The 26150-nt window shown below is 42.0% G+C and carries 27 protein-coding genes and 1 pseudogene; 6 read left to right on the plus strand and 22 right to left on the minus strand.

Annotated elements, in window-relative coordinates:
* Nucleotides 1-110: 110 nt before the first annotated feature.
* Entirely contained in the window at nt 111-1067 is a 957-nt protein-coding gene (locus MKP07_RS29930; RefSeq protein ID WP_240851655.1) for an FG-GAP repeat protein, read from the minus strand.
* Entirely contained in the window at nt 1016-1303 is a 288-nt protein-coding gene (locus tag MKP07_RS29935; protein ID WP_240851657.1) for an FG-GAP repeat protein, read from the minus strand. The genes MKP07_RS29930 and MKP07_RS29935 overlap by 52 nt, the downstream gene beginning before the upstream one ends.
* A gap of 372 nt (nt 1304-1675) precedes the next feature.
* On the opposite strand from MKP07_RS29935, the gene MKP07_RS29940 reads away from it, so the two are divergent.
* Entirely contained in the window at nt 1676-2128 is a 453-nt protein-coding gene (locus tag MKP07_RS29940; protein ID WP_240851659.1) for a hypothetical protein, read from the plus strand.
* A gap of 87 nt (nt 2129-2215) precedes the next feature.
* Here MKP07_RS29940 and MKP07_RS29945 read toward each other — a convergent pair whose 3' ends face one another.
* The 4 genes from MKP07_RS29945 to MKP07_RS29955 form a co-directional block, all read right to left on the minus strand.
* Nucleotides 2216-2521 carry an alpha-L-rhamnosidase C-terminal domain-containing protein gene (locus MKP07_RS29945; RefSeq protein WP_317236160.1) on the minus strand — a complete coding sequence of 102 codons (306 nt, stop codon included), beginning with the start codon at nt 2519-2521 and terminating at the stop codon, nt 2216-2218.
* Nucleotides 2522-2629: 108 nt separating this feature from the next.
* Complete coding sequence (locus tag MKP07_RS40035) at nt 2630-3193, minus strand: alpha-L-rhamnosidase-related protein (RefSeq protein ID WP_317236161.1); 564 nt, start codon at nt 3191-3193, stop codon at nt 2630-2632.
* Entirely contained in the window at nt 3171-4556 is a 1386-nt protein-coding gene (locus tag MKP07_RS41545) for a family 78 glycoside hydrolase catalytic domain (RefSeq protein WP_317236162.1), read from the minus strand. The genes MKP07_RS40035 and MKP07_RS41545 overlap by 23 nt, the downstream gene beginning before the upstream one ends.
* 26 nt (nt 4557-4582) lie before the next feature.
* Nucleotides 4583-5074 (minus strand): glycoside hydrolase family 78 protein, encoded by a 492-nt coding sequence (locus MKP07_RS29955; RefSeq protein WP_240851661.1) that lies wholly within the window; start codon nt 5072-5074, stop codon nt 4583-4585.
* 865 nt (nt 5075-5939) lie between these two features.
* Between MKP07_RS29955 and MKP07_RS29960 the strand changes: the two genes are divergently transcribed.
* Nucleotides 5940-6695, plus strand: coding sequence for a helix-turn-helix domain-containing protein (locus tag MKP07_RS29960; protein WP_240851663.1), 756 nt, complete (start codon nt 5940-5942; stop codon nt 6693-6695).
* Between the two features lie 34 nt (nt 6696-6729).
* Nucleotides 6730-7887, plus strand: a complete 1158-nt coding sequence (locus tag MKP07_RS29965) for an FAD-dependent oxidoreductase (RefSeq protein ID WP_394803724.1) — start codon at nt 6730-6732, stop codon at nt 7885-7887.
* A gap of 10 nt (nt 7888-7897) precedes the next feature.
* Here MKP07_RS29965 and MKP07_RS29970 read toward each other — a convergent pair whose 3' ends face one another.
* The 3 genes from MKP07_RS29970 to MKP07_RS29980 all read right to left on the minus strand — a co-directional run bounded on the left by MKP07_RS29970 (nt 7898) and on the right by MKP07_RS29980 (nt 13278).
* Complete coding sequence (locus MKP07_RS29970) at nt 7898-8248, minus strand: hypothetical protein (RefSeq protein ID WP_240851666.1); 351 nt, start codon at nt 8246-8248, stop codon at nt 7898-7900.
* A gap of 233 nt (nt 8249-8481) precedes the next feature.
* Complete coding sequence (locus MKP07_RS29975) at nt 8482-10035, minus strand: pectate lyase family protein (protein ID WP_240851667.1); 1554 nt, start codon at nt 10033-10035, stop codon at nt 8482-8484.
* Nucleotides 10036-10452: 417 nt separating this feature from the next.
* Nucleotides 10453-13278, minus strand: a complete 2826-nt coding sequence (locus tag MKP07_RS29980) for an FAD-binding and (Fe-S)-binding domain-containing protein (RefSeq protein ID WP_240851669.1) — start codon at nt 13276-13278, stop codon at nt 10453-10455.
* Nucleotides 13279-13490: 212 nt separating this feature from the next.
* Here MKP07_RS29980 and MKP07_RS29985 point away from each other — a divergent pair, with 212 nt between their 5' ends.
* Both MKP07_RS29985 and MKP07_RS29990 read left to right on the plus strand, forming a co-directional pair.
* Nucleotides 13491-13721, plus strand: coding sequence for an NAD-dependent epimerase/dehydratase family protein (locus MKP07_RS29985; protein ID WP_240851671.1), 231 nt, complete (start codon nt 13491-13493; stop codon nt 13719-13721).
* Nucleotides 13691-14134, plus strand: a complete 444-nt coding sequence (locus MKP07_RS29990) for a Rossmann-fold NAD(P)-binding domain-containing protein (RefSeq protein WP_240851673.1) — start codon at nt 13691-13693, stop codon at nt 14132-14134. Before MKP07_RS29985 ends, MKP07_RS29990 begins: the two co-directional genes overlap by 31 nt.
* 57 nt (nt 14135-14191) lie before the next feature.
* Here the strand turns inward: MKP07_RS29990 and MKP07_RS29995 are convergent, their stop codons facing one another.
* The 13 genes and pseudogenes from MKP07_RS29995 to MKP07_RS30060 form a co-directional block, all read right to left on the minus strand.
* A complete protein-coding gene (locus MKP07_RS29995; RefSeq protein ID WP_240851675.1) occupies nt 14192-14449 on the minus strand; it encodes a hypothetical protein in 258 nt (85 codons plus the stop codon).
* A 76-nt stretch (nt 14450-14525) separates the two neighbouring features.
* Entirely contained in the window at nt 14526-14744 is a 219-nt protein-coding gene (locus MKP07_RS30000) for a hypothetical protein (protein ID WP_240851677.1), read from the minus strand.
* A gap of 259 nt (nt 14745-15003) precedes the next feature.
* A complete protein-coding gene (locus MKP07_RS30005; protein WP_240851679.1) occupies nt 15004-17466 on the minus strand; it encodes a hypothetical protein in 2463 nt (820 codons plus the stop codon).
* A gap of 187 nt (nt 17467-17653) precedes the next feature.
* A pseudogene (locus MKP07_RS43175) lies at nt 17654-19385 on the minus strand (glycoside hydrolase domain-containing protein).
* A gap of 435 nt (nt 19386-19820) precedes the next feature.
* The gene (locus MKP07_RS41550) at nt 19821-20339 is read right to left on the minus strand and encodes a helix-turn-helix domain-containing protein (protein WP_317236141.1); all 519 of its coding nucleotides are present in this window, start codon (nt 20337-20339) and stop codon (nt 19821-19823) included.
* On the minus strand, nt 20330-20737 hold the full coding sequence (locus tag MKP07_RS41555) for a hypothetical protein (RefSeq protein ID WP_317236142.1): 408 nt from the start codon (nt 20735-20737) through the stop codon (nt 20330-20332). Before MKP07_RS41555 ends, MKP07_RS41550 begins: the two co-directional genes overlap by 10 nt.
* A 55-nt stretch (nt 20738-20792) precedes the next feature.
* Nucleotides 20793-21536 (minus strand): SDR family oxidoreductase, encoded by a 744-nt coding sequence (locus MKP07_RS30030; RefSeq protein WP_240851687.1) that lies wholly within the window; start codon nt 21534-21536, stop codon nt 20793-20795.
* Between the two features lie 115 nt (nt 21537-21651).
* Nucleotides 21652-22008, minus strand: a complete 357-nt coding sequence (locus tag MKP07_RS30035; RefSeq protein ID WP_240851689.1) for a hypothetical protein — start codon at nt 22006-22008, stop codon at nt 21652-21654.
* A 95-nt stretch (nt 22009-22103) separates the two neighbouring features.
* On the minus strand, nt 22104-22490 hold the full coding sequence (locus tag MKP07_RS30040; protein WP_240851691.1) for a hypothetical protein: 387 nt from the start codon (nt 22488-22490) through the stop codon (nt 22104-22106).
* Nucleotides 22491-22628: 138 nt separating this feature from the next.
* Nucleotides 22629-23234, minus strand: a complete 606-nt coding sequence (locus tag MKP07_RS30045; RefSeq protein ID WP_240851692.1) for a glutathione peroxidase — start codon at nt 23232-23234, stop codon at nt 22629-22631.
* 133 nt (nt 23235-23367) lie between these two features.
* Entirely contained in the window at nt 23368-24090 is a 723-nt protein-coding gene (locus MKP07_RS30050; protein WP_240851694.1) for a hypothetical protein, read from the minus strand.
* Complete coding sequence (locus tag MKP07_RS30055) at nt 24087-24602, minus strand: ATP-binding protein (RefSeq protein WP_240851696.1); 516 nt, start codon at nt 24600-24602, stop codon at nt 24087-24089. The genes MKP07_RS30050 and MKP07_RS30055 overlap by 4 nt, the downstream gene beginning before the upstream one ends.
* A 101-nt stretch (nt 24603-24703) precedes the next feature.
* Nucleotides 24704-25339, minus strand: a complete 636-nt coding sequence (locus MKP07_RS30060) for an alpha-ketoglutarate-dependent dioxygenase AlkB family protein (protein WP_240851699.1) — start codon at nt 25337-25339, stop codon at nt 24704-24706.
* Between the two features lie 149 nt (nt 25340-25488).
* Between MKP07_RS30060 and MKP07_RS30065 the strand changes: the two genes are divergently transcribed.
* Nucleotides 25489-25959, plus strand: a complete 471-nt coding sequence (locus MKP07_RS30065) for a MarR family winged helix-turn-helix transcriptional regulator (RefSeq protein ID WP_240851701.1) — start codon at nt 25489-25491, stop codon at nt 25957-25959.
* Nucleotides 25960-26150 lie beyond the last annotated feature (191 nt).

The raw sequence follows: 26150 nt of genomic DNA on the forward strand, positions 1-26150 counted from the left end.
AACGGTTGCTACTTTCGTGAATTCTGTGCCATTTTGTGATATTTCAATATCAAAATGATCATTATTGGTTTCAGAGACTGTAGTCCATGATACGTTTAATTTTGAATCTTTTACAGATGCATGAACTGCATCCCATATAACGGCATTGCCTGAGCCGATTCGTAAACCTGCATTAGGCCCGATGAGGTAGTACCACCCACAGATGCAAGAGCTACGCCTACTAGTAAATGGCCTCCACTGAGCGCCACCGAACTTCCAAACCATTCACCTACTACACCTTGAAAGCGTTGCTGCTGTGTGTAAGTAGCACCGGATAAACTGAAAATATAGGCAGCTCCGGGACTGGAAATGCCGACGTCACCGCCCGCGCCAGATATAGCTACGTTAGAACCGCTCATAGATATGCTATAACCTAATCCTTCATTTTGGGTGCGGCTCGATGCAATAATCTTCTGCTGTTGACTCCAGGTACTACCCGTTGTAGTAAATACATAGGCGGCTCCACGATAACTATCATCGCCATAAGCCCCTACTATCAATGTATTACCCGACATTGTTACAGATTGTCCAAAGTTATCATCTGCAGCGCCATCGCTGGCTACCAGTTTTTGTGCCTGTGTCCAGGTGCCGCCCACTAGTCCAAATACATAAGCAGCTCCTCTTCTCGACTCATCACCGGCAGAACTCACTAATACCTGGGTTCCGTTGGTAGCAACAGATGATCCAAATACATCGTCTGCAGCCACATCAGCAGCTACAATTTTTTGTTGTTGCACCCAGGTACCGCCCGATAAATTATAGATGTAGGCGGCACCACGGTATAAATTAGCGTAGGGTGCTCCAATAACCAACCTGTTTCCACTTAGCGCCAAGGAGAAACCGAAAGCTTCACCTGTGGCAGCGGTTGTTAACTTTTGTAGCTGTACCCAATTACCACCTGAAAGACCGTATATGTATACCGCTCCACTATTGCCGGCTTTTCCATAAGCACCGACTACTATATAGGTACCGTTTGTTACAACACTTGCGCCGAGGTAGTCATCCACTGCCAGGTCACTGCTAACCAATTTCTGTTTAAAATTCCAGGAGCTACCATTTTTTCATAAACATATGCGGCTCCCCTCCAGGCATTGTCGCCATTAGCGCCGGCAACAGCAAGGTTGCCGCTTACACTGACAGATGTGCCCAGGAAGGCATCGGCTCTTTTATCATTTGCTGAAATATCTACCTGCTTAGTAAACTGTGCTTGCACGCTTATGCTCAACATCAGCGAGAAAGAAATAAGTAGTGTTTTGTACATCATTGTAAATTCTAGTTAAGGTTGTTAAAGAGGGTTGTATTAATTTGGCGTAAAAGATAAAGCAGGACTATTTAAGATACCTTTTTGGTTCGCGCTAAAAATAATATCATAGTGTAGGGCAATTTAGAGGCAGCAAAGAAAAGTTATATTCTAATTAGTTCCAAAAAACTATCCCTTTAACCGTTCTATTATCTATAGTAATCAGCATTATCAAACAATCCTTCCCAAAAAAATAATATAAATGCTTTTCGCCCCTCCAAAATTGCTGTTCACCGGCAATACCAATGCCGCTTATCCTTTTGCTATTGACTGAAGGCTACCGGCAGGTGTATGTTTGTGAAACAATTGATAATAACTACTACAACAAAAAATACAATGAAAAATTTAATCTTATCTGCCGCTGTTCTTTTAACTGTAAGCTTTAACGCTGCCGCTTCCACTGTTGAGCCGGTTGTAACTGAGAAAGCTCAAAAAACTTTTGTCACCATCTTTAAAGATGCTGATGCTGTAAAATGGAGCAATACCGGCGACAACTACGAAGCTTTTTTTGATAATGGTGGTGTTAAAACCCGTGCCACAATTGACGCGAAGGGAAACTTATTACAAACAATCCGTTACTATAAACAAGATAACCTCCCTGCTAATGTACTTTACAATCTGAAAAAAGACTATAAAGGTTGCGAAATACATGGCGTAACTGAAGTAAGCAACAACAACGGCATTAACTATCGTATTGTTTTAAAAGATAACAAACACTATACTCATATCAACGCTAACCAGGCTGGCGATACAGAATTAGTTGCAAAATATACCAGAGGCGATAAATAAGCAACCATCAAGGTTTCTATATAAACAAAGAGGAGATCCAGGTCTCCTCTTTGCACATTATGTCAGTACTGAAAAAAAGCCAGTTTGTTAGTTGGGGTTAGCAAAACCAATAACTTCAAACTGGTATTTTCCAGAGCCTAGTTCGGCTTCCACCCGATTGGCATGATCCACACTCTTTTTTAACCGGAGTTGACTATCACCTTTTAACCGAACGGATGCCACAGAAGTGGAAGGTATATATACTGTTGCCTGTGAATTAACAGGCACCGCTACAGTCACTATTAACTTTCCATTTTCTTTCTTCCAGGACGATTCAATTTTCCCGTTTATAGAATGGTAAATAGCTTTTACATAGTTAATACTGCTATCCGCAATTTCCGGACGGATGATGATTTTTTGAAACCTGCAGCAACAGGCTTGATACCAGCCATGTACTCAAACATCCATTCATTAACAGAACCAAATGAGTAATGATTGAATGAATTCATTCCCGCATTATTCTCAAAACCTTTCTCCTTTGATATAGCTGTTCCATCGCTCCCAGATACTGGTAGCTCCGTTTACTACTTCAAATCCCCAGGAAGGATATTCTTTCGATAATAACAGGTGATAAGCCAGTTTTGAGTGACCCGTTGATGAGAGCGCTGGCAGCAAAGGCTTTACCCCAAGAAATCCGGTAGCCAGTTTCCTGTCATTTTGAATAAGTAAACCTGAAAGATTCTTACCTGCGGCCTCCAATATATCTGGTGGCAATAATCCCATATAGATGGCGTTAGCGTAAGCGGTTTGAGTATGACCGTGAAAGCCACTCTCCTTACTGTACTCCACATAGCCAGTCACATCTCCATAAACTTCCTGGTTCACTTTAAAAGTACCGTTTTGCTCAGTGTAATGTTTCATAAACGCAGCCTGAATTTGCTGTAATTTTTGATGTAGTTCTTGTTCATCGGCTTTAGCACCGATAGCGGCGGCCATTTCTTCCATTAGCTTACTACAATAGAAATAGTAGATAGAAGCCAGCAGGTCTGGTGATGTTTTTTGCCTACCGATAACCAGTCTCCAAATCCACCTTTGGGTGAAATTTCTTCAAAAGCCCTCTCTTTAAATAAGTGATTGCCTTCCGTCTTTTTTCCAGGAAGCTCATAAAACGCTTCATGTCCGGCCAGTGCTTTTTGATAATACCGGTATCGCCATAAGCCTGGTACATTTCATAAGCACAGATAATACCTGCTTCCATCCAACCAGGCGAATAACTGTCAGTTGATCTTATAGCAGATACGCCTTCAGCAGTAAGCGGCATAGGTGCATAGATGGGGTAAGCTCCATTGGGAAATTGTGCATCATTCAGGTCCTGGAGCCACTTTACAAAGAAAGCAGAGATATCATTGTTATAGATTGCTGATCGGGTATACACCTGCGCGTCTCCGGTCCAGCCCAGGCGCTCGTCTCTTTGCGGACAATCTGTAGGTATATCAAAATAATTAGCCCTTTGGGTCCATACTATATTTTTATATAGTTGATTAACCATGGCATTATCTGTTTCCATGGTTCCCGCATCGGGCGTAGCCGAACTCAACACCAGGCCTTTAATCGTCTCGACAGTTGGCTGATATTTTAGCCCGGTAATTTCAACAAACTGAAATCCGTGATAGGTAAATTGAGGTATCCAGGTTTCATTTTGCGTATCACCCCTGACAATATAGGTGTCGGTAGCCCTCGCTCTTCTCAGATTCTCTATCATCAACCTGCCATCAGGATGTAACATTTCTCCATAACGAATAACAATGCTATCGCCGGCTTTGCCCTTTACATTTAAACGAACAATGCCTGAGAAGTTCTGGCCGAAGTCTACAATATATTTGTCTTTGCCGATCAGTGTAATTTTCTTTCCAGTAAGAGTATCAAAAACTTTTACGGGGTTTCCGGGGTATACCTGCATTTCCCTTTCGGCTTTATCAGCGTATGTTTGAACCGGCTGCCAGCCGTTCATGTTAAAACCCGATTTATTCCATCCTTTTATTTCGCGGCGCGCATCATAGGTCTCTCCGTTCAATATATCTGTTTCACGTAATGCACCTTCGCTTGCCTTCCACGAAGCATCCGTTGCTATTACTTCTTTCTCCCCATTATTGTATTCTACCCAAATGCTTGCTTTTAATAGTGGTGTATTCCCATAAAAGCCCCTTACCTGCGGGCTACCTACCAATAAAGCATAACCCAGATAACCGGCATACCATCCCGGAGAAAGAACTGCCCCGAATACATTATCACCTGCCTTAATGTTTTTTGAAATATCATACACCTGGTAATAGAGCCTCTTATTATAGTCTGTCCAGCCGGGCAGGAAATAGTCTGTTCCTATTCGCTGGCCATTGATATAAAATTCATTCAAGCCTAATGATGTAACATATAGCCTTGCTCTCCTGATCCCGGTTTTAAACCGCGCTTCTTTTCTTAAATAAGGCGCGGTGGCAGATGATACTCTTTATTAATATTCAAACTATCCAGCTCCAAACCTATCCATTCGGCCTTCCATTCCGATTTATCGAAAAGCCCGGTTTCCCAGGAAGCTACAGCGCTCCATTGGCCTGGGTTCTGATCTTTATCCCAACTTCTCACTTTCCAGTAATATACTCTTGCGGAGATAAGTGGCTTTCCCTTATAAGCCACCTGGTTGGTTTGACTTCCTGTGATCCTGCCACTATTCCAGATATCAGGAACTCCCTTATCTAGCAACGCCTGCGAAGAAGCTACCATAACCTGGTAGGCTGTTTGAACCTGGCTATACCGGGTAGAAACCAGCTCCCAACTGAGTTTAGGACTTTGGCCATCAATAAAGGGATTTATCTTGTAGTTACACCTGAGATGCACCGGCTTTATATCTGATAATGCCCATGCGGGAATGCATAATAGAAATGCAAAAAGAATAGAGACAGTCTGTTTCAAACCTTGTTGTTATTTTAATTTTTTCGAATACCCGACGGCTCTTCATATACAAAGTGTGTTTTTCGTTTCCAGGTTTTACACTGTTGCTGTGACAGTTTTTCGGATGTGATGCCGGAATGGCCGTGCAATTGTTTACTACCTTTAATGAAATTATAAACCGCTCCGTTAAGAGATAAGATATTGTTGTATACCCATCTGAAAAGAGTTTGCTTGTATTATCTCTTTTAGAAATGATATCTGACAAAAAGACCTCTGGTATATAATATTCAAAAATGCAGAAAAACTTTATACCCGTCAACCGATTATAGCTTTATCAGGTTGTCAAGGGAAACCATTTTTGCAAGCATCATCACAAGGCAGTAGCCCGTTTAGATCATTCAAATTTAGGGATATACTTTGATAGTTTAGCAGAAGTTTTTTTACATAACTCCTTCATATCCTTGTCATTTAAAATGGAGGCTGACTCCCCCATCGCAAAAATTGTTCGTACAGTTACTGCCTGTAATCCCGCATGAATAGCAACGGTATCCTGGCTGGCCAATCAAGAAAACGCACTCCATCCATTTTTTCTCTGCCGTCATCTCCTATTCTTTTTACGATCTGGTGTAATAATGTTCTAAGTAGGCATGTTGCTCCCGATTTTGAAGGCGACCTGGTCATTTTCTCTCAGCAATTACAGTAGCTGTTGGTCTTCGTATGAGTAATATTCAGGCATCTCCGGGACTTCGTACTAAGAAAAGTAAAGATAGGCAATGGAACCATTCAATTAACCAGGTCATAACAACCAATAAGAGTTACCCTACCCTGTATTTATCTTTGCTTTAAGTATAAAATAACCCAGATCATCTGTTACTAAAAAATAATAATGAATAACGACTTTGCCTTCCGATTGATTCAACCCGGTATATCCATTGCGTCATTTGTGGAAAGCTTTTGGGAGCTGCGGAATCTATCTGCGAACGATAAGGAAATTGTTGTTTTGCCTGACGGACGTGCAGATCTCACCTTTTTTCGTTCCGCAACCGACCCTTTCTGTATTGTAAGATCGGGTATTGAAACCTATCCCCAGCAAGCTTTACTAAAAGGTAAAACCGCTATGTTCGCAGTTAGTTTTAAACTGCTTGCTGTAGAGTATATCTTCGGTACTTCAATTGCAGGTATTCTGGACTATGCTGAGTTTTTGCCAACAGGTTTTTGGAATTTTAGTGAAACTGATCTGGAAAACTTTGACCTTTTTTGCCAGAAAGCCACGCAGCAAATACAATCACGGGTGCCTGCCGATATGGATTCGAGGAAAAAGGATTTGTTTGATTTAATTTATACCCGAAAGGGAGATATCTCCGTAAAAGAACTATCAGAAAGAGTGTATTGGAGCAGCCGGCAGATCAACCGCTATTTTAATGAACAATTCGGACTTTCCTTAAAAGCTTATTGTAATATTATCAGGTTCCGGGCTTCTTTCCATCATATTAAGGAAGGTAAACTGTTCCCTCAACAAAATTTTGCCGATCAGTCTCATTTTATCCGTGAAATAAAAAAACTTTCCGGGGTATCTCCCAAAGAATTAAGCCGAAACCAAAACGGCCGATTTATACAATTTTCTGCGCTTCCGCATGAGTAATTTGCGGTCTGTTTAAAAATAATAGATCATGTTAGTGAAGAATAAACAAATAGCTATTGTTGGCGGTGGCCCGGGTGGATTGACCTTGGCAAAATTGCTGCAATTAAAAGGATGCCAGGTAAAGGTATATGAAAGAGATATAGATAAAAATTCCCGGGTTCAGGGAGCTCCACTGGATCTACATGATGACTCCGGGCTGGCAGCTTTAACAAAAGCCGGGTTACTGGAAGTGTTTAAGACGAATTTTCTACCAGGTGCCGATAAGGAAAAAATAATGAATGAGCAGGCGGAGGTTTTTTACAGCGACCATGAAACCAAGCCAGACAGCAACTTCGGGCATGAACATTTCCGACCTGAAATAGACCGGGGCACTTTAAGAAGGATATTACTGGAATCTTTAGAACCAGGTACTGTAGTATGGAATAGTCATTTTATATCCATGAATTCACAGGATGAGGGATGGCAACTGGCATTTAAAGATGGTGGCAATGTGTACGCAGATATCGTCTTAGCAGCAGATGGCGCAAATTCCAGGGTACGACCTTATGTCACTGACATCAAAGCCTTTTACTCCGGCATTACCATGCTGGAAGGGAATATTGAGGATGCAAAAAATAATGCCCCCGTTATGTACTCTTTACTGAATAGAGGAAAAATAATGGCGTTCGGAAATGAGAAAGATATATTGATGGGGCAAAAAGGTAATGGAGAAATAGGGTTCTATATAAGCTTTAAAGCAGGTGAAAACTGGGCACGGGATAGTGGGTTAAACTTCTCCGATAAAGCTCAAATGCTGGAATGGTTTAAAAAAGAATATACGGATTGGAGTCCAGTATGGCATGAGCTTTTTGACAATACTTCTCTACCGTTTACGCCAAGGCCGATCTATTGTATGCCCCTGGATCAAGCCTGGGATTCTATATCTAATTTAACTATGCTGGGCGATGCGGCGCATGTGATGCCTCCCTTTGCCGGTGAAGGCGTTAATATGGCCATGCTGGATGCGCTTGAATTGAGTGAATGTATAGCATCGGACAAATTCAGCTCTTTAAAAGAAGCTATTTTATATTATGAAATCAATATGCGCAAGAGAGCAGCCGTTATGGCTAAGGAGTCGCTTGATAATGGTGAACGAATGCATAGCAAAGATGCGCTGGCTAATATGCTGGCCTTTTTAGTGGTCATTAATTAGCAACTGCTATTTACTTAACTGCTTCCACATTTTTCGCAGTTATATAAGTAGTACTGGAATCGTCTTTCCAAAAAGGTCCTCCTGCTTTTATTTTCTGACCCACTTCAAATCGCTTAAAAGTGCCTCCTGATTTTTGCAGGTTGATGATGCTAATCGTGACTATGTGAGGTTTTCCGTTTTTGTCGTTTACAGTAGCCATATAGCCATCTTTACCATTTTCAATTTTTACAATTTCACCCGTCACTTCCATTTCTTTTTGTTCTGCGGTTTGGGTAGAGGCAGTTACATTTTTCTGATTGTTACATGAAATAACTGCGCCTATTGCCACTAATAATCCTATCGATATAAAAAGATTCTTCATTATTATTTTTTCAAAGATATTGGTTCACTTAAAATCGTTGCATGTATTTCTGTTAATAAACAATTATGCTCTACGCTCGGCCGCTTTTTATCGATGAAACAAAAGAGCTACTTCCGGGGATATCTGAAACTACATCATCAATGGTTCTATCCGCCAAAAAAATCCTCCTGCCCTTTTAAAAGAAACAGGAGGAATCAGTATCATTTTAATGTGATGCAGAACGAAAGTAATGCCTAACTGATCGTATCGATATTGTTACCTAGATTACGGTAATTGATCTTTTGTTGCGGATTGGTTCCATTCAGGTATTCCTCTATATTGGTATAGCCATCTCCATCCGCATCCAGGGCGCCGTCTTTACCATTTTTAGGATCCAGGCCGTTTTTAGTTTCCCATTCGTCGGGCATACCATCGCCATCGCTGTCTACAGGGACTTTAGCCGCATTATAGGTAAAATTGGGATAGCCGCCCACTTCAGTAACATCTTTTATAATGCCTGTTGCGGTCATTGGTTTCCCGGTACGTACCATTTCTGTTACACGGGCATCAACCGCATCCCTTTTGGGTAAGGTAGCTCCGGCTTTGGCTAATACCGCTCCGAAAACATCGCCGGCCAGCTGATGTGGCGCCACCGGCCATCCTTCGAACGGGGTATTAACACGGGCCAGGTTTTGCTGGCTATTATCACCAGTTTTAACCCGATCCTTTGAACGCATTCCCAGCCAATTGTCATTAGTTACATCTTTGTTATCGTGCATGATATTGCCGGCAACATACCATTTACCAGGACGATTGGCAGCTTTAGGATACCAACCGCCTTCAGCCCAGGCGCTACCGGGAGAATACATGCTACGTTCTTCAATGCGTGCAAAAACATCGCGCATCCCCTCATTAGTAGCCGGACCGGGCTTAAAATAATTATTGATCAGGTTGACAGTTGAGGTTTCATCTCCGCCATCAATCGAGCGATGACGCCAGTTGAAAACCACGTTGTAGCGAAAGTCGAACATACCCGACATGCCTATTGATGGATTTCTGGCAGTATTGCTGGCAAAAAGATTGTGATGGAAGGTAGAAGGATTACCACCCCAGGTGCCGCCGAAAGCGTGTCCCTTTGCGTCGAGTGCTTCGCTGGAGATCGTCCACTGAATAGTGATGTTTTCTGCAGGGTCCTTGATCTGGGTTTTGCCATCTAAGGAAGGTCGCATGTGCCTGTACAGGGAAATATTTTCATCCATACCCCAGCTGGTGGAGCAATGATCGATAATAATATGATGATGAGGATTACCTCCGATATTATCATCACCTTGCCCGCCCACCGGTACGCCACGTCTAACCCGCAGATGCCTTATAATGACATTATGTGTATTAATGTTAAGTGTTCCCGCAATACAAATACCATCGCCAGGCGCTGACTGACCCGCAATGGTAATATCAGGATTATTGATATTAAGGTCTCCATTTACCTTTAAAGTACCCGCCACGCGAAATACAACAATACGAGGTCCCTGGGCTTCCAATGCGGCACGAAGACTTCCCGGTCCGCTATCATTTAAATTGGTCACTGCAATTACTTTACCGCCTCGTCCGCCGGTAGTAAACATGCCGCCACCCCAGGCACCGGGAAATGCGGGAATAGCCCCTTCAGGCAACCTGGGAGGGTGCGGCGGTATTTGGCCGGCTTCAGGATCACCAGCCTGGCTATTTGGCGTGTTTTGTGAATTAACATCAGGCTTCAGACATAAAAGCTGAACTAATGTAAGGAGGCAAACAATAGATTTTTTCATTAAAATTATAGTTGATTGAGTAACTGTGACTGCTGAATTTAAGCGATGGATTGTTCCAATAACTGTACATTTTGCAGGCTACGAAGTAAAACTATAAAACAGGAATGAATTGGGAAATCAGTGAGGTGTTATCGAGTAAAATAAATAGAATGGGAATAGCATTCAATAGCCGAAATAACGGGCAACTGTAAAAAAGAAAGTATTTGCCAAACGTAGTAACCCGAAATCCTATCACTCAACCCAAAAATTAAATAATTTAAAATGAAATATTTGGGAGTTTTATATTCTTTAAATATTTAGATAAAATGAAATTGATCCATTGCAGCCGCTGTCTAAATGAATCACTGCTATATTCCAGGCCAATGCATCTTGCCTATATTAAAATAAATTTAATTTAATCATCATAAACAATTTTAATTAAACACTTAAGCATTCATCAGCCAGGTTAAATATCGATTGATAGTTTTTATCCGTATTATCAGACATAGCGATCTCGCAGGTTTTTGATGAGGAATAGCAGCCATCCAGCTTCTTGTCTAAAACATCGGTTGCTTCCATGGCTGTCGCAGACTTCGTTAATTCCGGGAAAAGAAACCCACGGTCGCCCGCCATTCCGCAGCAGCCAGCGAATGTGGGGATGGTTACTTTGTGCGAAAAGAACTCGGCCACTTTTTTGAACTTGTCGTCAAGACCGGGTACTTTGTAAGAAGAACACACCGGATGCAGGACAATATGATTCTTTCGTTTTATGTTTCCCGCCCGGGGCAGAATATATTCATACAGGTAATCGATACTGTCAATGATCCGCATTTTATCGAATTTATCCCGGTTCTCTTCAGACAAGGCCGGCCGGCAATTCAACAGCGTATAAGTGCAGGACGTTATATCTAAAACCACCGGATACGCGCCTTCATTGGTATGTGCCCATAACTCGCTGATAGTAGCATTAACCATATGCTCATGCGCTCCGCTGAAACCTTTGGAGGAGTAGATCTGTCCGCAACAGTTTTTGCCGCTCTTGCCGGCAAGTATCACTCCTACTCCCACTTTATGCGATACGCTGATAAAACGATCCATGATACCGACCTGGGGATTCAGCTTGTCTCCCATTACCCTGGAAATACAACTAGCTAAATACACTACTTTAGTGGTAGCATCAATACCCGATACATCCGACAGACTGATTGACCGCGCACCGGTAAGCTGCGGTGACCAAAGAGGGAATGAGGGAGCCAGCTTCCTCATCAGTTTTGTTGCTTTGGTCATGGTGCCCGCGCCAAAAGTATGATTGACCGCTGTTCCGAAACGAACGGCTGTCTTTACCGTTTTTAAAACGACTCCAAAATTTTTGCTGGTCATTAAGGCCAGCTTGTTGTTCCATGCCGAGTGGTTTTCCTGGCGAAGCCGCTTCACGAGGTCGCCGGTATTAATATCCACCGGGCATACTGTTGCACATAAACCATCTACCGCACAGGTATCCAGCCCCTGGTACTGGTACTGATCCAGCAACTTCTTATAATCGTCCTTCCCTTCCTGCTTTAACTTCACCAGCTCGCGTCTAACCACGATACGCCGTCTTGGCGTCAAAGTCAGATCCCTGCTGGGACATTTATGTTCGCAAAAACCACATTCAATACATTTATCTACTTCGTTTTCTACCGAAGGCAGCTCTTTTAAGTGCCGGATATGTGCCTGTAAATCGGGGTTAATGATCACTCCGGGGTTTAAAATACTAGCAGGATCGACCAGGTTCTTTACCGTCTTCATGATATCATAGATGGCCCCGCCCCATTCAGTTTCTACAAAAGGCGCCATATTTCTACCTGTTCCATGTTCTGCTTTTAAGGCACCATCGTATTTATTAACCACCAGCTCAACGATTTCAGCCATAAACTGCTCATAACGCAGTACTTCGGCTTCGGTATTAAACGATTGGGTGACAACGAAGTGAATATTCCCATCTTTGGCATGTCCGAAAATGATTGCCTGGTGGTACCCAAATTTTCGAAACAAGCCTTGTAAATCAACGATAGCATCGCCCAGCATAGCAACCGGGAATGCCACATCTTCCAATATAACAGTAGTTCCGCTTTTTCTTACTGCTCCCACAGAGGGAAACATACCTTTTCTTACTTTCCATAAAAGCGCCTGCTGCCCGGGAATACTTGTAAAAGCCGGAACTTCCAAGAGTGAAAAGCTGCCGGCCTGATTTTGAAAATCAGCCAGGCATTCATTAAGAGCTTCCTTAGTAGGTGCTCCGTATTCCACTAAAAGCGCGGCGGCTTCTGCGGGTAAGTCTTTGATAATGGCAGGCAGGCCCGGTACATGTTCTACCGATCTGAGAGAAGCCCGATCCATTAACTCAATAGCTACGGCCCCGGTATCACTTATGGGAACTATGGCCTGGCAGGCCGTATATATATCCGAGAAATACAGGAGGCCGGTTGCTTTTTCCGGGTAATCCGGTATGGTCTGCATTACTGCTTCGGAGATAAAACCCAGCGTACCTTCGGCCCCCACGAGCAAATGCGCCATTATATCCAGCGGCTCGGTAAAATCTATAAAAGCATTTACAGAATAACCCACTGTATTTTTAGTGCGATACTTTTTCCTGATCTTATTATAAATCTCTTCATCACCCAATACCTGCTGCCGGATCGTAGTTAGTGTAGCAGACAATTGAGGACACTCTTTTATAAAACGGGCATAATCTTCTTTTAACTCTGTACTGTAAGTTTTACCGTCAGGAAGTGTGAAACGCAGGTACTTTACAGTGTGGTAGGAATTATTAGCTACCCCGCAACACATGCCGCTGGCGTTATTGGAAATGATACCGCCCATCATTGCAGCATTGATGCTCGCCGGATCTGGACCAATTTTACGGCCAAATTTCTTTAAATAAATATTAGCAACAGCACCTATTACGCCTGGTTGCACCCGGATATAGGCGCCTTCGTTTTCTACCACCGCTCTTCTCCAATACTGGCTCAGGTCGACCAGGATACCATCGGTTACCGATTGCCCTGAAAGACTGGTGCCACCGGTTCTGAAAACTACAGGAATATTCTGTTCATGCGCTAATTGAAACAAACGAGCCACTTCCTGCTCAGAAACAGGAAGTACCACGGCCCTGGGACGCAGGTTGTAGAAACCAGCATCTGAAGCATAGGCAACCAGGTCTATCAGGTTCATTTTTATGCGGTCCGAAGGAAAAATATCTGCCAGTAATATATCCAAGCTCATAATTACAAATAGTAAAAAGTATCAATAAGAAAGTTAAAACGCTGAAAGTTATTAACCGCCATCATCAAATGCCATCAAATTTCCGACATTTCGGCTAAATGTATGAAAATTTGAAAAAGAAAAGGTTGTATATGAACGGTCCTTGACAGGTAAAAGAAATTAGTTTGCCTTGTATAGATTGTGGATTCAGGCAGATGATGTAAATTAAGGTCATGAAAATAATCATAACAGGCGCTACCGGCATGGTTGGTGAAGGTGTATTGCTGGAATGCCTGAGCAACCCAATGGTCACGGAGGTACTTATCATTAACCGGAAGCATTATGATATAACGCATTCCAAACTAAAGGAACTTATTGTAAAAGATTTCACTGAGATCGGCAATTATCCGGATACTTTAAAACAATACGACGGATGTTTTTTCTGTGCGGCTCCAGTTCGGTAGGTGAAAACGAAGAAAGCTTTACCAGGAAGACCTATGATTTTGTAGTGCCATTTGCTACCACACTTTCAAAAATCAATCCGGCAATCATTTTTATTTATGTGTCGGGCAACCGCACTGACAGTACCGAGCAGGGTAAAGTAATGTGGGCAAGAGTAAAAGGTAGAACCGAAAATGCCTTACTTCAGTTACCATTTAAGGCACAATACAATTTTCGCCCGGCAATAATGAAAGCCACTAAGGGCCAGGTTAATGTAAAACTGATTTATAAAATAATGGGACCGATCATTGCTCCTTTTGTTGCCGCAAAAACCTTAAAACTTTCGAAGGTGGGCCGGGCAATGATCCACGCTGTATCCAAAGGTTACCCGAAATCTATTTTAGAAGTGGATGATATTTTAAAGCTGGCTGAATAAAAATAACCGAAATACACTCCCCTAGTGCTGGCAGTCTTAACCGTTGTAAGAGTTTTGTCAGGAAGGCACTTTTACAGAGCAGATATCGCTAGCCGGTGCATCAGAATAGAGCGGTATGATCTCCTCCAATGCAGCATAAGCGGTAAAATGTCGTGTAAAGCTGAGTGGATTGATCCGGGCTTCAACATAAAAATCGTCCACCTTAAATAACCGGTAAGTAATGTCTTGTTGCTGGCGTTCAGCAATCAATTTTCCTCTCCAAATGGCTTTGATCCTGGCTATCTCCGGGGCTTCTAAAAATTTCTTGATTGTCATGGCTGCTTGATCCGGGAAGCAATGTACGAAGCAAGACCATTATTATGACCGGCAATTATTAAGAACTTATGCACCCTTAAAACAAGGAGTAATTAAGAGAGACCGGTTCGGGCAGATAGGGACGCATAGCGTTCTGCTCATCTTCTATAGGCCTGAAGTCCCGGGCAAAACCCAATAATGGATTAATTTTAGCTTCTACGAAAAACGCATCAACTTTAAAAAGGCGGTAGGTGATCTGATCTTCTTTACGTTCAGCAATCAATTTGCCGCGCCAGATCGCTTTGATCTTACTCATCTCAGTTGCGTTAGTAAATTGCTCGAGGGTCATCGTTCGTCTTGAATTGGAGAGCAAAATACAAATCAAAAGAATTCGTTCAACTCTTTGTTACTCAGAACTTATTAACGATTGACGTTAAACTAAAAATGCAACGATAATATTAAAAAAGATAAGTAATTGATTACAAATTAATTGTCGATTCATAGACCAACACTCCTATTACCATGTTGATGCTTGATTTATTCCTAATTAGTTTTTAGAATATTGACCTTCCGGATCATACTGTCGCCCTCAGCATCTGTAACCGTGAATTCAAATGAGGCCAATCCCCCGCAGCAGGGTAAAAGGATACTTTGCCGGATTTTAGATCAGCTTTTCCATTTGTTGCAGACGCTATCTTAAATACCGGTTGATTCGTAAAGCCACGGGTAAGCGGTGACAGGTCAATAACGATCTCCTTTTCTGTTGTTACATAATGGGGTAAGGCCATCCATTGCAAATAGTCGTCCAGTTGGGTATAACCGTCCAGGTTTTTATCCTGGTTTGCATCTGAAAAGTCTCCGGCTGGTGAGTGTATGTTTAAATTAAAGGCCTGTTCCCACCAATCAGGAAGCCCGTCACCATCTGTATCCCAGTTTTGACTGCGTTTTACCTCGGGATAGTTTTCCCAACCACCCGCATCATCCTGGTGATCAATCAAACCTGCGAAGCCTGTCTTGCTGCCTTTGTAAGTAAAGGAGCTATCCATTGTTTCCTTTATGATCCTTTGATCGTGATCGTCTAATACCGGCTGTACACAACCTACGTCTGACAACACATTTTTATACGCGCTGTAAGCACTTTGCGTAGTAACAAATGAGGGAAAGAATGGCTTATCAACAAAAGTGGTGTATTTTACTGCTTCTCTTTTACTCCAGGTCTCATTGCGGCCCTTTTCCTGGTTGCTCGCATCAAAATATCCAGGCATTACGTTGCCAGCGAAATAGCACCTTTGTGTGCCTTTGCCCACCCCCTCATGGTCTAATGTAAAAGCATAAAATTTAGCCGATGAAGGGCCTGGCTTGTAATAGTTATTGACAAAGTTCACTTCTTTCGTGCCACCATCCGTAGTTCTGTGCCGCCAGTTATACACCACATTGTTAGTGATATCCATATAACCGGCATAAAAAGCATCGCCATCCAGTGCGCCACCCAGGCTCCAGTTGCGTCCGGCACAGTGGGCCAGCAGGTTGTGGTGATAGCTTCCAACAGACCCCGAAATAGTGCCCGCAAAACCGTGCTGTTTTCCGGCTTCATATTTATTATGACCTGCTGCATTCAGCGCTTCTGATATCAGCGTGCGCTGAAGCGTGATGTTGAGCGCACCCCTCGAGCTAAAGGCCTCGTCAATGGTCCAGCTGATTGAACAATGATCCATGATAGAATAATTGGCCCCGGTCAATCCCATACCATCAAAGGTTCTGCCAGCACCCAGTCTCACACGCAGGTTTCTTATGATACAATCATTACCTGTTGATCCGAAAGGAGCTCCTTTGATACAAATTCCCTTACCAGGCGCTGTTTGCCCGGCCACCGTTACATAGGGATCATTTAAGATCAGGCGGTCTTTTAATGTAATAATACCCGACACATCAAATACAATGGTTCGCGGGCCTTTTTCATTTTCGACAGCACAACGCAAACTACCCGGTGCATTATCATCGTTCAGGTTGGTAACATGTACTATTTTACCGCCTCGTCCTCCCCTGGCATATCTTCCATAACCTTCCGCACCCGGAAAAGCCAGTTGTGCGGGCCTGAAATACCACACATTACCTTTAGTTATTCCTGTGGACGAGACCTCGTCTACACGCCAGTAATAAGTATCTCCACTATAAAGGTCTCCCATATTGTAAATCGAATCAGTCTGCCGCCCCTTGTACAAAGCTGATTGCAAACCAGCAGCGGCAACCAATGCCGAGTCTTTACCAAAATATACATCATGCTGTTTTGTGCCAGGTGCAGCCTGCCAACGCAGGCTTATTTTACGTTCATCCATTTCTACATGCTCGTCAGCATTTAACGGGAATGCTGCGTTTGCCTGGCGGCTTGGATCGGGTGTATTCATCTCAAATCCATTAATGACAATATCCCTGATAACATTTGAAGAACGATCCATCGCTCTAAAGCTAAATGTGACATCTTCCCCGGATTTGACCCGGACGTTAATGTAAGCCCGTGCAGCATCTTTTGTTTTTAATGCCCGTACAGATGGTTGAACTTTGGTGAGTAAAACACCATCACGAAAAATGCCTATAGCGCTAAACCCGCTCTCCGAGCCGCTTAGCGGCAAGTTATGATAAGTAAGCAAACTATGCGTTCCCGGTGATAGTCCGGAGATACGCAGTTCTATTGCTGCTTCCGGATTCGCACTTTTCAGTGTCAACCCATCAGAAATGAGGCGTGCAAAATGAGGGGTCTGCATGCCTACCTTATACCATGCTGTCGAGAGACTTTCGTTTCCGGAGCCAGGTTTTGAAACTGTAACACTTATACCATTTATAGTTTTCTTATCCGCAGCGCCCGGTGCTAACTGCCATGAGGTATAGCCATTCTCATTGACCTCCCGCACCTTCCTGGAGGACTCGTCAAAATCGACCCTTATAACGGGATGCTGGGCATATACGCGGCTGGCAAATAATAATATGATAGCGATAATAATTACATTATATCTGCTGATTCGGTTAAGATCGAAGATCATAGAGAAATTGTGTTTGAATAATGCACTCGTTAATTTAATAAAACAGGAAATAACAAAATGACGATGCAATACTGTAAAAAACAGGAATAATTTTAACCAGTATTTAATAATGAGTGCCCTATAACCTTAATAACAAAAGCCGGATCTTGCTGTGAATCCGGCCCTCATCTTGTTTGATCTTATATAATTAATTCAACAGCCGCTTATATTTTTCTACCATTTGCTGAGCTGATTGTTGCGAGAGTTGTTCGATTGTAAAAGTTTGTAATGCTGCTTCCAGTTCTTTCAATTTGTTCGTTTCATTTTTCTCCCTGTAAGCTTTGCGTAGCAGATTTATTTTTTCAAAATCCTGGATGCCTTCGATTAGTTTCTCAAAGCGGATAGAAGAGAAAGGCCCAGGGTAAACCTGATATGTATCACCAGCCGGCCAGGCCGTAAAACGGCTATCAGTTAAAGGCGATCGGGGCCAGCTATTATAAGCCCAGCGAAGAAAGCCATCCATTTGTGTTGCTGCTGTATACCAGCCTGCCCAAACGGCTTCATCGGGTGGCGAAAAGGTAAACATATTGGGATACTTTTCGGTACAGCAGGTATACCAGGTACTGGTTTTCCCCGATTGCTGCCGATCTTTTAAAGCTGCATCAGGAAATTTCCATTTGGATGCAACACAATAATCGTAAATATCCTTTTCAATTTCGGGATGCCACTCTCCTGCAAGGGAGATCTTCCATTCCCGGTCAACAGTTTTCAGCAGATCAATAACAGATTGCATGGCTTTCATAGGCCGCTCATCCATTGCAATAGTGGTGATATTAAACCAACCCATCTTTTTAGGTGCGCCGTAAAATCAATTAGCATAGTTCTCCAGAACTCATTGTATTCAGGACTTCCGATGGCGCCTGTAAATACGGCATCTTTCTGTAAACCCTCATCAAAATAAGTAAAGGCTATTTTCCATGGCACCATACTATAGCAATTGATCCTTTCTCTTATACCGCAACTCATCACAAAGTTGATATACTTGTCAAAAAGGCTGTAGTCATACGTCCATGTACCGTTCTTCTTCTTTGTCCAACGTATCAAACCCGGGTAGTCATCATAGGTTTGATGCCCCCAGGGCTCATCCACAATACTTGCTGTAATGATCTTTTGACCTGCGTTTGCCAGCATGGTATAGTATTCGCGCATCTTATTAAAGTGTGCGTCGCTCCAGAGTTGCAGGCTATGCACTCTTGCTATAGCTGCAGGATGTTGCCAGTAATCCAGCTTAAATTTCCAATCTTTAGGGGCAGGTAAGGTCCTGTTTATGACTGTTACAACTATTTTCAACTGGTAGGTTTTGTCGGCCTTAACTGTTATTGTTCCGGAATACTTACCTGCCGGCTGTGTTTGGGGTATATGGAGGGTGAGCCAAACGGGTTGAGTCGTATTTTTTGAACATCAACAGCGCTAAGCTCTGTATTGATCATATCAGCAACCATCGAAGAATCAAAATCGGCCGGCTTTCTATAGCCGCAACCATTACGAAATTCATCAGTCATTACATACTGCACAAAGCCAGTTGAGATGTTTTCCTTTTTCAGCACTTCTCCCTTGCTACTTTTCAAATCGCTTGCTTTAACGGTAATGCTCCCAAGATCAATTTTGGCTGAAGTTACTATTTGGGTATGCAGTTTTTCATTTCTCCATCCTGATGCCTCCCAGGTATTATTGATAATAACAACTGAAGGAAGGTCTTTTGTAAACCTGGTACCGGAAGAAGCAAAACTTACCACTACATTGCCAGGCATGGCCTTCCATTTTTGAACGCGTTGCGCTTCTGTAAACTTAGGCGCTTTCTGTAATGCAAGGCTTATATCCTGCGAAAAAGCACTTATAGAAACCCCCAGAAGCGCCAGTAATAATTTCGTTTTTAGCATAGCAACTTTTAATATTAGTAAATAGTAACTGAGTGTCGAAAGGCAAATCCTTGTCTGGTATTTTGCATTCTCCACTACCGCCTCAATTATATCGTTATAACGAAATTAGCAGAAAAGCTAAGAACCTTATGTGCTCACACCTGCGCTATCGATTGCACAGCAATGTATTAATAGAAAAAATACACTAAAAAGATGGCTTCAATGCCCCAAGAAAATAATTATGAATTGCTGTAAAACCAGGATCCAAAGCGTTAAAAACCTGTTAATGCGTTTAAACGTTTAAACATTAATCCTATATTTGTGTCATCAATACACGACAATTAATTTTTTCTCATAAGCAGTTAGTTTTGGTTTAAAATCCTGTGTTTCTACACGGGATTTTTTTGTGCTGATTTCTTTGTGGAATATTCCAGAACCCTTTAAATACTACGGTGCTTAGTTGAACGATTGCCTGAATGCCAACGGGGAGATGCTGGTTTTATTTTTAAACAGCTTATTAAATGACTGGGGGTACTCAAAACCCAACTGATACGCAATCTGGCTTACAGACAAATTGGTGGTCGTTAGTATTTCCTTAGCCTTATCAATTAGTTTCTGATGAATATGTTGCTGAGCGTTTAAACCAGTTAGCTTACGCAGCACATCACTCAGGTAATTGGGCGACACATTTAACTGACCTGCCAGGAACTGAACCGAAGGAAGTCCTTTATGCAAACTATTATTGGTGTTAAAATGTTCATCCAACAAAGTATCCATTCGACTGAAAAGATCATTATGCTGCACTTTTTGAAACAAAAACTGCCGGTTATAAAAACGGTTGCTATAATTAAGTAGCAATTCTACCAGACTGATCATAACATCCTGGCTGAAATGATCGAAACGCTGGTTGAGTTCGTCGCCGATTTGTTGAAATAAACCAAAGACCACCTGCTGCTCAGCCTCCGTTAGCTGCAAAGCTTCGTTGGCGCTGTAAGAAAAAAGCCATAGTTCCTGATATTCTTTACCAAAGCGTAACCATTTAAGAAATCAGGATGGATCAACAAAGTAAAGCCTTCACAATTCCCATTTCGCTCCTCTCCCGCGATCAATTGATGCGGTGACATAAAAGATAACCCTCCATTTTGAAAATCGTAATAATCCTGCCCGTACCTGATTTTTCCGCTCAGTGCTTTTTTATATGAAATTTTATAAAAGTCCATTACCATTCCTTTCTCCAGGTCTGATACATCGCCCGAGATATCCTTATAATCATTCACGGTAATTAACGGATGTTTAGGCTCCGGCATTCCAAGCGCTTTGTTCAGAGCTGCAATAGCATGAAACACGTAAGGGGTATGAATTTTCTTTTTCACTTTACAAATGTAGCATTAACTTAAGCTGGTTATTTCAGCAAAACTTCATTACTAGTTACATGGGCTGCGCTGTAGGACGAATGATCATTTCATTTACATCCACTTCCTGCGGTTGATCGATCACGTAGGCTACTGCCCGCGCAATACTATCGGCAGAAATGGCCATACCCGCCAGCTGGCCGATCATCGGTTTAACTTTTTCATCGGTGATCGTGTGGGTCAGCTCAGATTCTGTAACACCTGGTGAAATAATAGTGGTTCGGATATTATAAGGTTTTACCTCCTGGCGAAGCCCCTCGCTGATAGCCCTGACCGCAAACTTAGTTCCGGAATAAACTGCGCTCGAAGGTGCAACCAGGTGGCCCGCTACTGAAGATACATTGATAAAATGACCGCTTTGTTGAGCGATAAAATGCGGCAGCACGGCACCAATGCCATATAAAACGCCTTTAACATTAATATCGATCATCTGCTCCCATTCATCATAATGCAAACTTTCCAGCATAGAAATTGGCATTACCCCCGCATTGTTGAACAGCACATCTATTTTCCCGAAAGACTGTAATGTTTGATCACTTAAAGCAGATACTTCTTTACGATTGCTTACATCGGTAGCAAAGGCAATGGCTCTTCCTCCATCCGCTACAATTTCTGATACTAGTTGATCGAGCTTCTCTTTGCGCCGGGCAGCCAAACTTAGTATAGCGCCCTGTTTAGCTAATAATTTTGCGGTAGCTAGCCCTATTCCGCTACTGGCCCCGGTAATGATGATCACCTTTCCTGAAATGTTGTTGTTCATTATTTAATTTTTGTTTCACAAAGCTGATGTGATTCACAAAATAAATAGTGTCCATTACAGGGAAAACTGTATCCAATTTAAAGAAAAGGCTCAGACAGCAAGGATGCGTATATGTTTATTTATTCAATAGAGACAGTTTGTAGGCAATAACACTGTTTTGATTGAAGGTTGGGATATAGATAGTATTAGTCTTAGGATTATAACCGAGATCAGCCGTATTCATTTTGCCTTGTACATCCTGTAATTTATGCAGTTCCCCGTTTGCTTTTATATAATAAATAATACCCGACCAGCAGGTGGCAATAAAATCGCCGTTTCCCAATTGCTCCAGTCCATCTCCCGGCTTTTCCAACCCTTTAGCAAGAACGGTTACCTGCTTGTTCTGATCCATTTTCAAAAAATCACCGCCAGCCAGCACGTAAAGATGTTTATTGATCCATTTTAATCCGTTAGCACCTTTTACATCCCGCATATACACTTCTTGCTTACCATTTTTGATGCGATGGATCTTATTCGTACGCGTATCGGAAACAAAAACAACTCCTTTTGTATCTACCGTAACATCATTTAAAAAACAGCGCTGTCGATTTCCAACTTATTCAAAATCTTTCCCGTTGGAATATCCACACTAACCAGTGCGGTAAGATCTGCTACAAAAAGCACATTTTTATAACGGGCCAGTCCTTTTGGAGCATCTAAACCTTCAACCCAAAGCTTATTTTTAACGGTTCCGTCCGTATTCAGAATCGCTATACCGCCCTTACCATCTTTTTTATTTCCTTCGCCATCTATCAGACTCACAAAAAGCTGGTTCTCTTTTTCACTATAAAGTACAGATTCTGGCACCGGCAGCTCCGGAGTTTCCCATATCTTGTTTAAGACCGATTGTGCTTTTACAGAGGTGAGCGTTAAGAAAAATGTTGTAGATAAGATAATTGATTTGGGGACAAACATTGTTTAAATTTTTATGGCCGTTGCTTAATATGGCGCAATAACAGGCTTTTCAGGAATGTAGAAGTTCCGAAGATATAGATACTAGCTTAAAACCGGTAACTTATCCTTATAATTTTTAGTTAGACGTATATACCTATATCAAAAATAGGCAGCTGCATTGGGTTCATTCGCGGTCTCAATCCAGTTAATAATTTCTGCATCCTCCGGATCTGTTTTAGGAGAGAAGTGCTTTACCAGCTTGCCATTTTCGTCGAGCAGGTATTTTTGAAAATTCCAGGTAACAGCAGAACTTTCAACACCATTCAGGTTCATATTTGTCAACCATTGATAAAGGGGAGCCTGGTTCTTTCCCTTTACCTCTACTTTTGCTGCCATCGGGAACGATACACCATAATTGCGCTGGCAAAACTCAGCAATATCCGCATTGCTACCCGGCTCCTGGAAGAGGAAGTCGTTAGAAGGAAATCCGACGATAACCAACCTGTCTCCATATTTTTTGTACAATCTTTCCAGGCCTTCATATTGCGGTGTTAATCCACATTTAGACGCAGTATTTACTACTATGATCTTTTTACCTTTAAAAGCTGCAAAATCAATAGTGGAGCCATTTAAGCCGGGAACCTTGAAATTATAAATGGAACCGGATTTCAAAGCAGCATTTTCTTTTACATTACCATTAGATCTAATGTAATAAACAAAACCACCGGCAACTGCCAGTATAAGAATGATGATGGTGAGGGTCATTTTTATTCGCATTAAATGATAAGGATTATAATAGCGACAGAGATAAACAAAATTAAACAATCGATCACAATCGTGCCTAATGTAATAACAGCGCCGCAAAGTCTTGACTTCCAAAACAAAATCTCAATGGTAGTTATTGTATCACAGCCCTCTTCTTCAAACTCATACGCAGGGTATGCTGCTCTTCAACCGTGAGTTTTATAGTTTGGCTAATTAAATGAGCAATATCTTTTCTGCGGTCGCTGCTTAGCAAAAGATGAATAAAACCAATGGTCATTTTTTGCTGCTCCCTGCCCAATGCCATAAACAATCTGGGCTCAACAGTATAAATGGCTTTCAAAACATTAACAAGGTCAGTCTTAATATCTTCCTCTTCTTCACTGAATTTGGGCAAAATGCCAGTTTTTTCAAAGCTTGTTACCAAAGTATCTGCCGCCTGGAGCCTGATAAAATCCTTTTGCTTATCTCCTACTAAGTCGTGTAAGCGATTCTGTAAGATCTTGAATACCGGTGAATGTTTAGATTGCATTTCAAAAAGGCTCAGACTTTGCTCCTTATCGTTTCCATTAAAATTGTCGAAAAAGGGCGACTCAACATAAACGCTATGATAGAAGCCTATTGCATTATTATTAAATGAGGTCAGCTCTTTAACTACTTCCTTTTGTTTACTATCTAAAAAATAAAAATAGAACTTGTCGCCAATTTTATGCACCCACCGTATAAATGTAGCTTTAAAAATTGTTTCCGTATCATCTTCAATTACTGGTACCAGGAATACTTCCTGCTGCGCCATCAAATGATCGTAACCAACGGGCTCTTTATTAATATAAATTTTATAATTCTTATCCTTATTCAAAAAAGAAACCAGCCAAACTCCTGTCCTAAAAAATTAATAAACCCGGGCGATGAGAACGAATAAGCAGTCACGTCAAACAACTCATAAAAACTAACTTTAGTACCTGTGCCCGGTTCTTTGGATATGCTTATATCATCAAACTCAAATTTATCCTTAGAGCTGCTTTTTACAGCAATGGAATACTCAAGGGCCTGGCCCGATTCCGGATCCCGGTAACAGGTTTTCCAACGGGCGAGACCGCTAAATGCTACAAAAGAAAAGCGCCCCTTACCTTTATTGCCTTTTAAGCGAGATGATGTTTTTTGAAAATCCACTCTTTTCATGGAGTCCATGAAACTGCCAAAGCTTTCATCAATGGTGGACCGGTTAATGCCTTCACCATTATCAGTAACTGATAAAGAGCTGATATAATCCAATTCATTTGTGTCGAAATCAATATGAACGGATGTGGCGCCGGCATCAAAACCATTCCATATAAATTCAGCTATTGCCTGCATGTAATCTGCAGTCAAACCGGCGGAATCGATACCTGTGTTGTTTACATTGACCTTTTTTCCATTGATATCGTTTTATTGAATGATGTCAAAAAAAGCTATGCCTCCGTGGGCTTTTGTCACTCCATTACCTTTCTAAAAGTCATGTTGATCCGGGCCCTCATTGGGATACCAGATTTAGCAATCCGGTGTTCCCAATCTTTTTGCAGATCGGGTTGCATTAATAATAAAGAGCCGTGCTGCAATAGAATAGCATGTTTTTTTGTATGATCCTGCTTATGGCGAAAATCAAATAATCTCTCCTGCCCTATGCTCAGCGACGCTATGGCCGTTTTTACACCAGGAAGCGTATCTCTGTCGGCATGCCAGGCAACAGAATCGTTACCATCCCGGTAATAGTTCAATAAAACACCCTGAAAGGATTCACCCGAAAAACGTTCTATACGCCCCTTCAGGTTATACAGTTCAGGTAGCCATTTTTGAGGCTGGATTTTACCATCAGCGTTTCGGGTATCTCCGTACCATGCGGAAAGCCTCGGTGTTACTACTTCCTTGTCGTACATTATTTCTTTATGTTGCTGCCAGGGAACTGTTTGCAGCAATAACCTCAGCAGGTCATTACCTTCTTCAGGGCTAATAAAAGCCGGTATATAAGACAATAAGTCCAGGGGTAACTCAAACTGATCGGTATCATCGAATAATTTTTGCTGCATGGTAGAAACACTATAATGCAAGGTATTTCTAAAACGCCACAATCACAAATATTTTAGCAATTATTTACTAAATAAATTAGCTATCCCTTTATTCATTCCTGTACCTCGGGTTTTCCTGTCAACCAAATAAAAGAAGAAATATAACTCTTTGTAATTACCTTTGCAACTAAGATAATTACAAAGTAAGATAAATGAAAGATCAGTCAATTACGTCCATACACCAACTCAGTCAGCTGTATGCTTACACCTCTTTACAAATGCATGAGTCGATTGCGGGGCAGGCAGGCCTTTCCGGTACCGATCAGAAATACCTGGGATTTTTTATTACCAAAGGTACCATGACGGCGGGTGAACTGGCTGTCCTGACGGGTCTTACTACCGGTGCCGTTACGGGTTTAATAGACCGCTTTGAAAAGAAAAAACTGGTAAAAAGACAGTTCGATAAAGAGGATCGGCGAAAAGTGCTGATTGTACCGGATACAAAAAAGATTACAGCGTTATTGGAGCCACTATATAAAACATTCAGTACCCTATCTGTACAACTTATTGCTTCTTTTTCCGACAGAGAACAGAAAACCCTGATTACTTATTTTGAAAAGGCAATTGACCTTATGACGACCACCCGGGAGGAACTTGGCGGGAAACAAAAACCGGGATTATAAAATCTAAATAATTATTTTATGGAATTCAGTCCTGACAATCCTGTTATTCAGCGCTGTATACAGGCCATGAGCGCAGAGGCAAAAGGTGAACCGGAGGAAGCCGGCAAATTATTGATGCAGGCATGGAAAGAAGCCACAACGGATTTTGAAAAATTTACAGCGGCACACCTGGTAGGCCGGTATCAGCAAAA

The sequence above is a fragment of the Paraniabella hibiscisoli genome, from assembly GCF_022512515.1.
In the GTDB taxonomy this organism is placed as follows: Bacteria; Bacteroidota; Bacteroidia; order Chitinophagales; family Chitinophagaceae; genus Niabella; species Niabella hibiscisoli.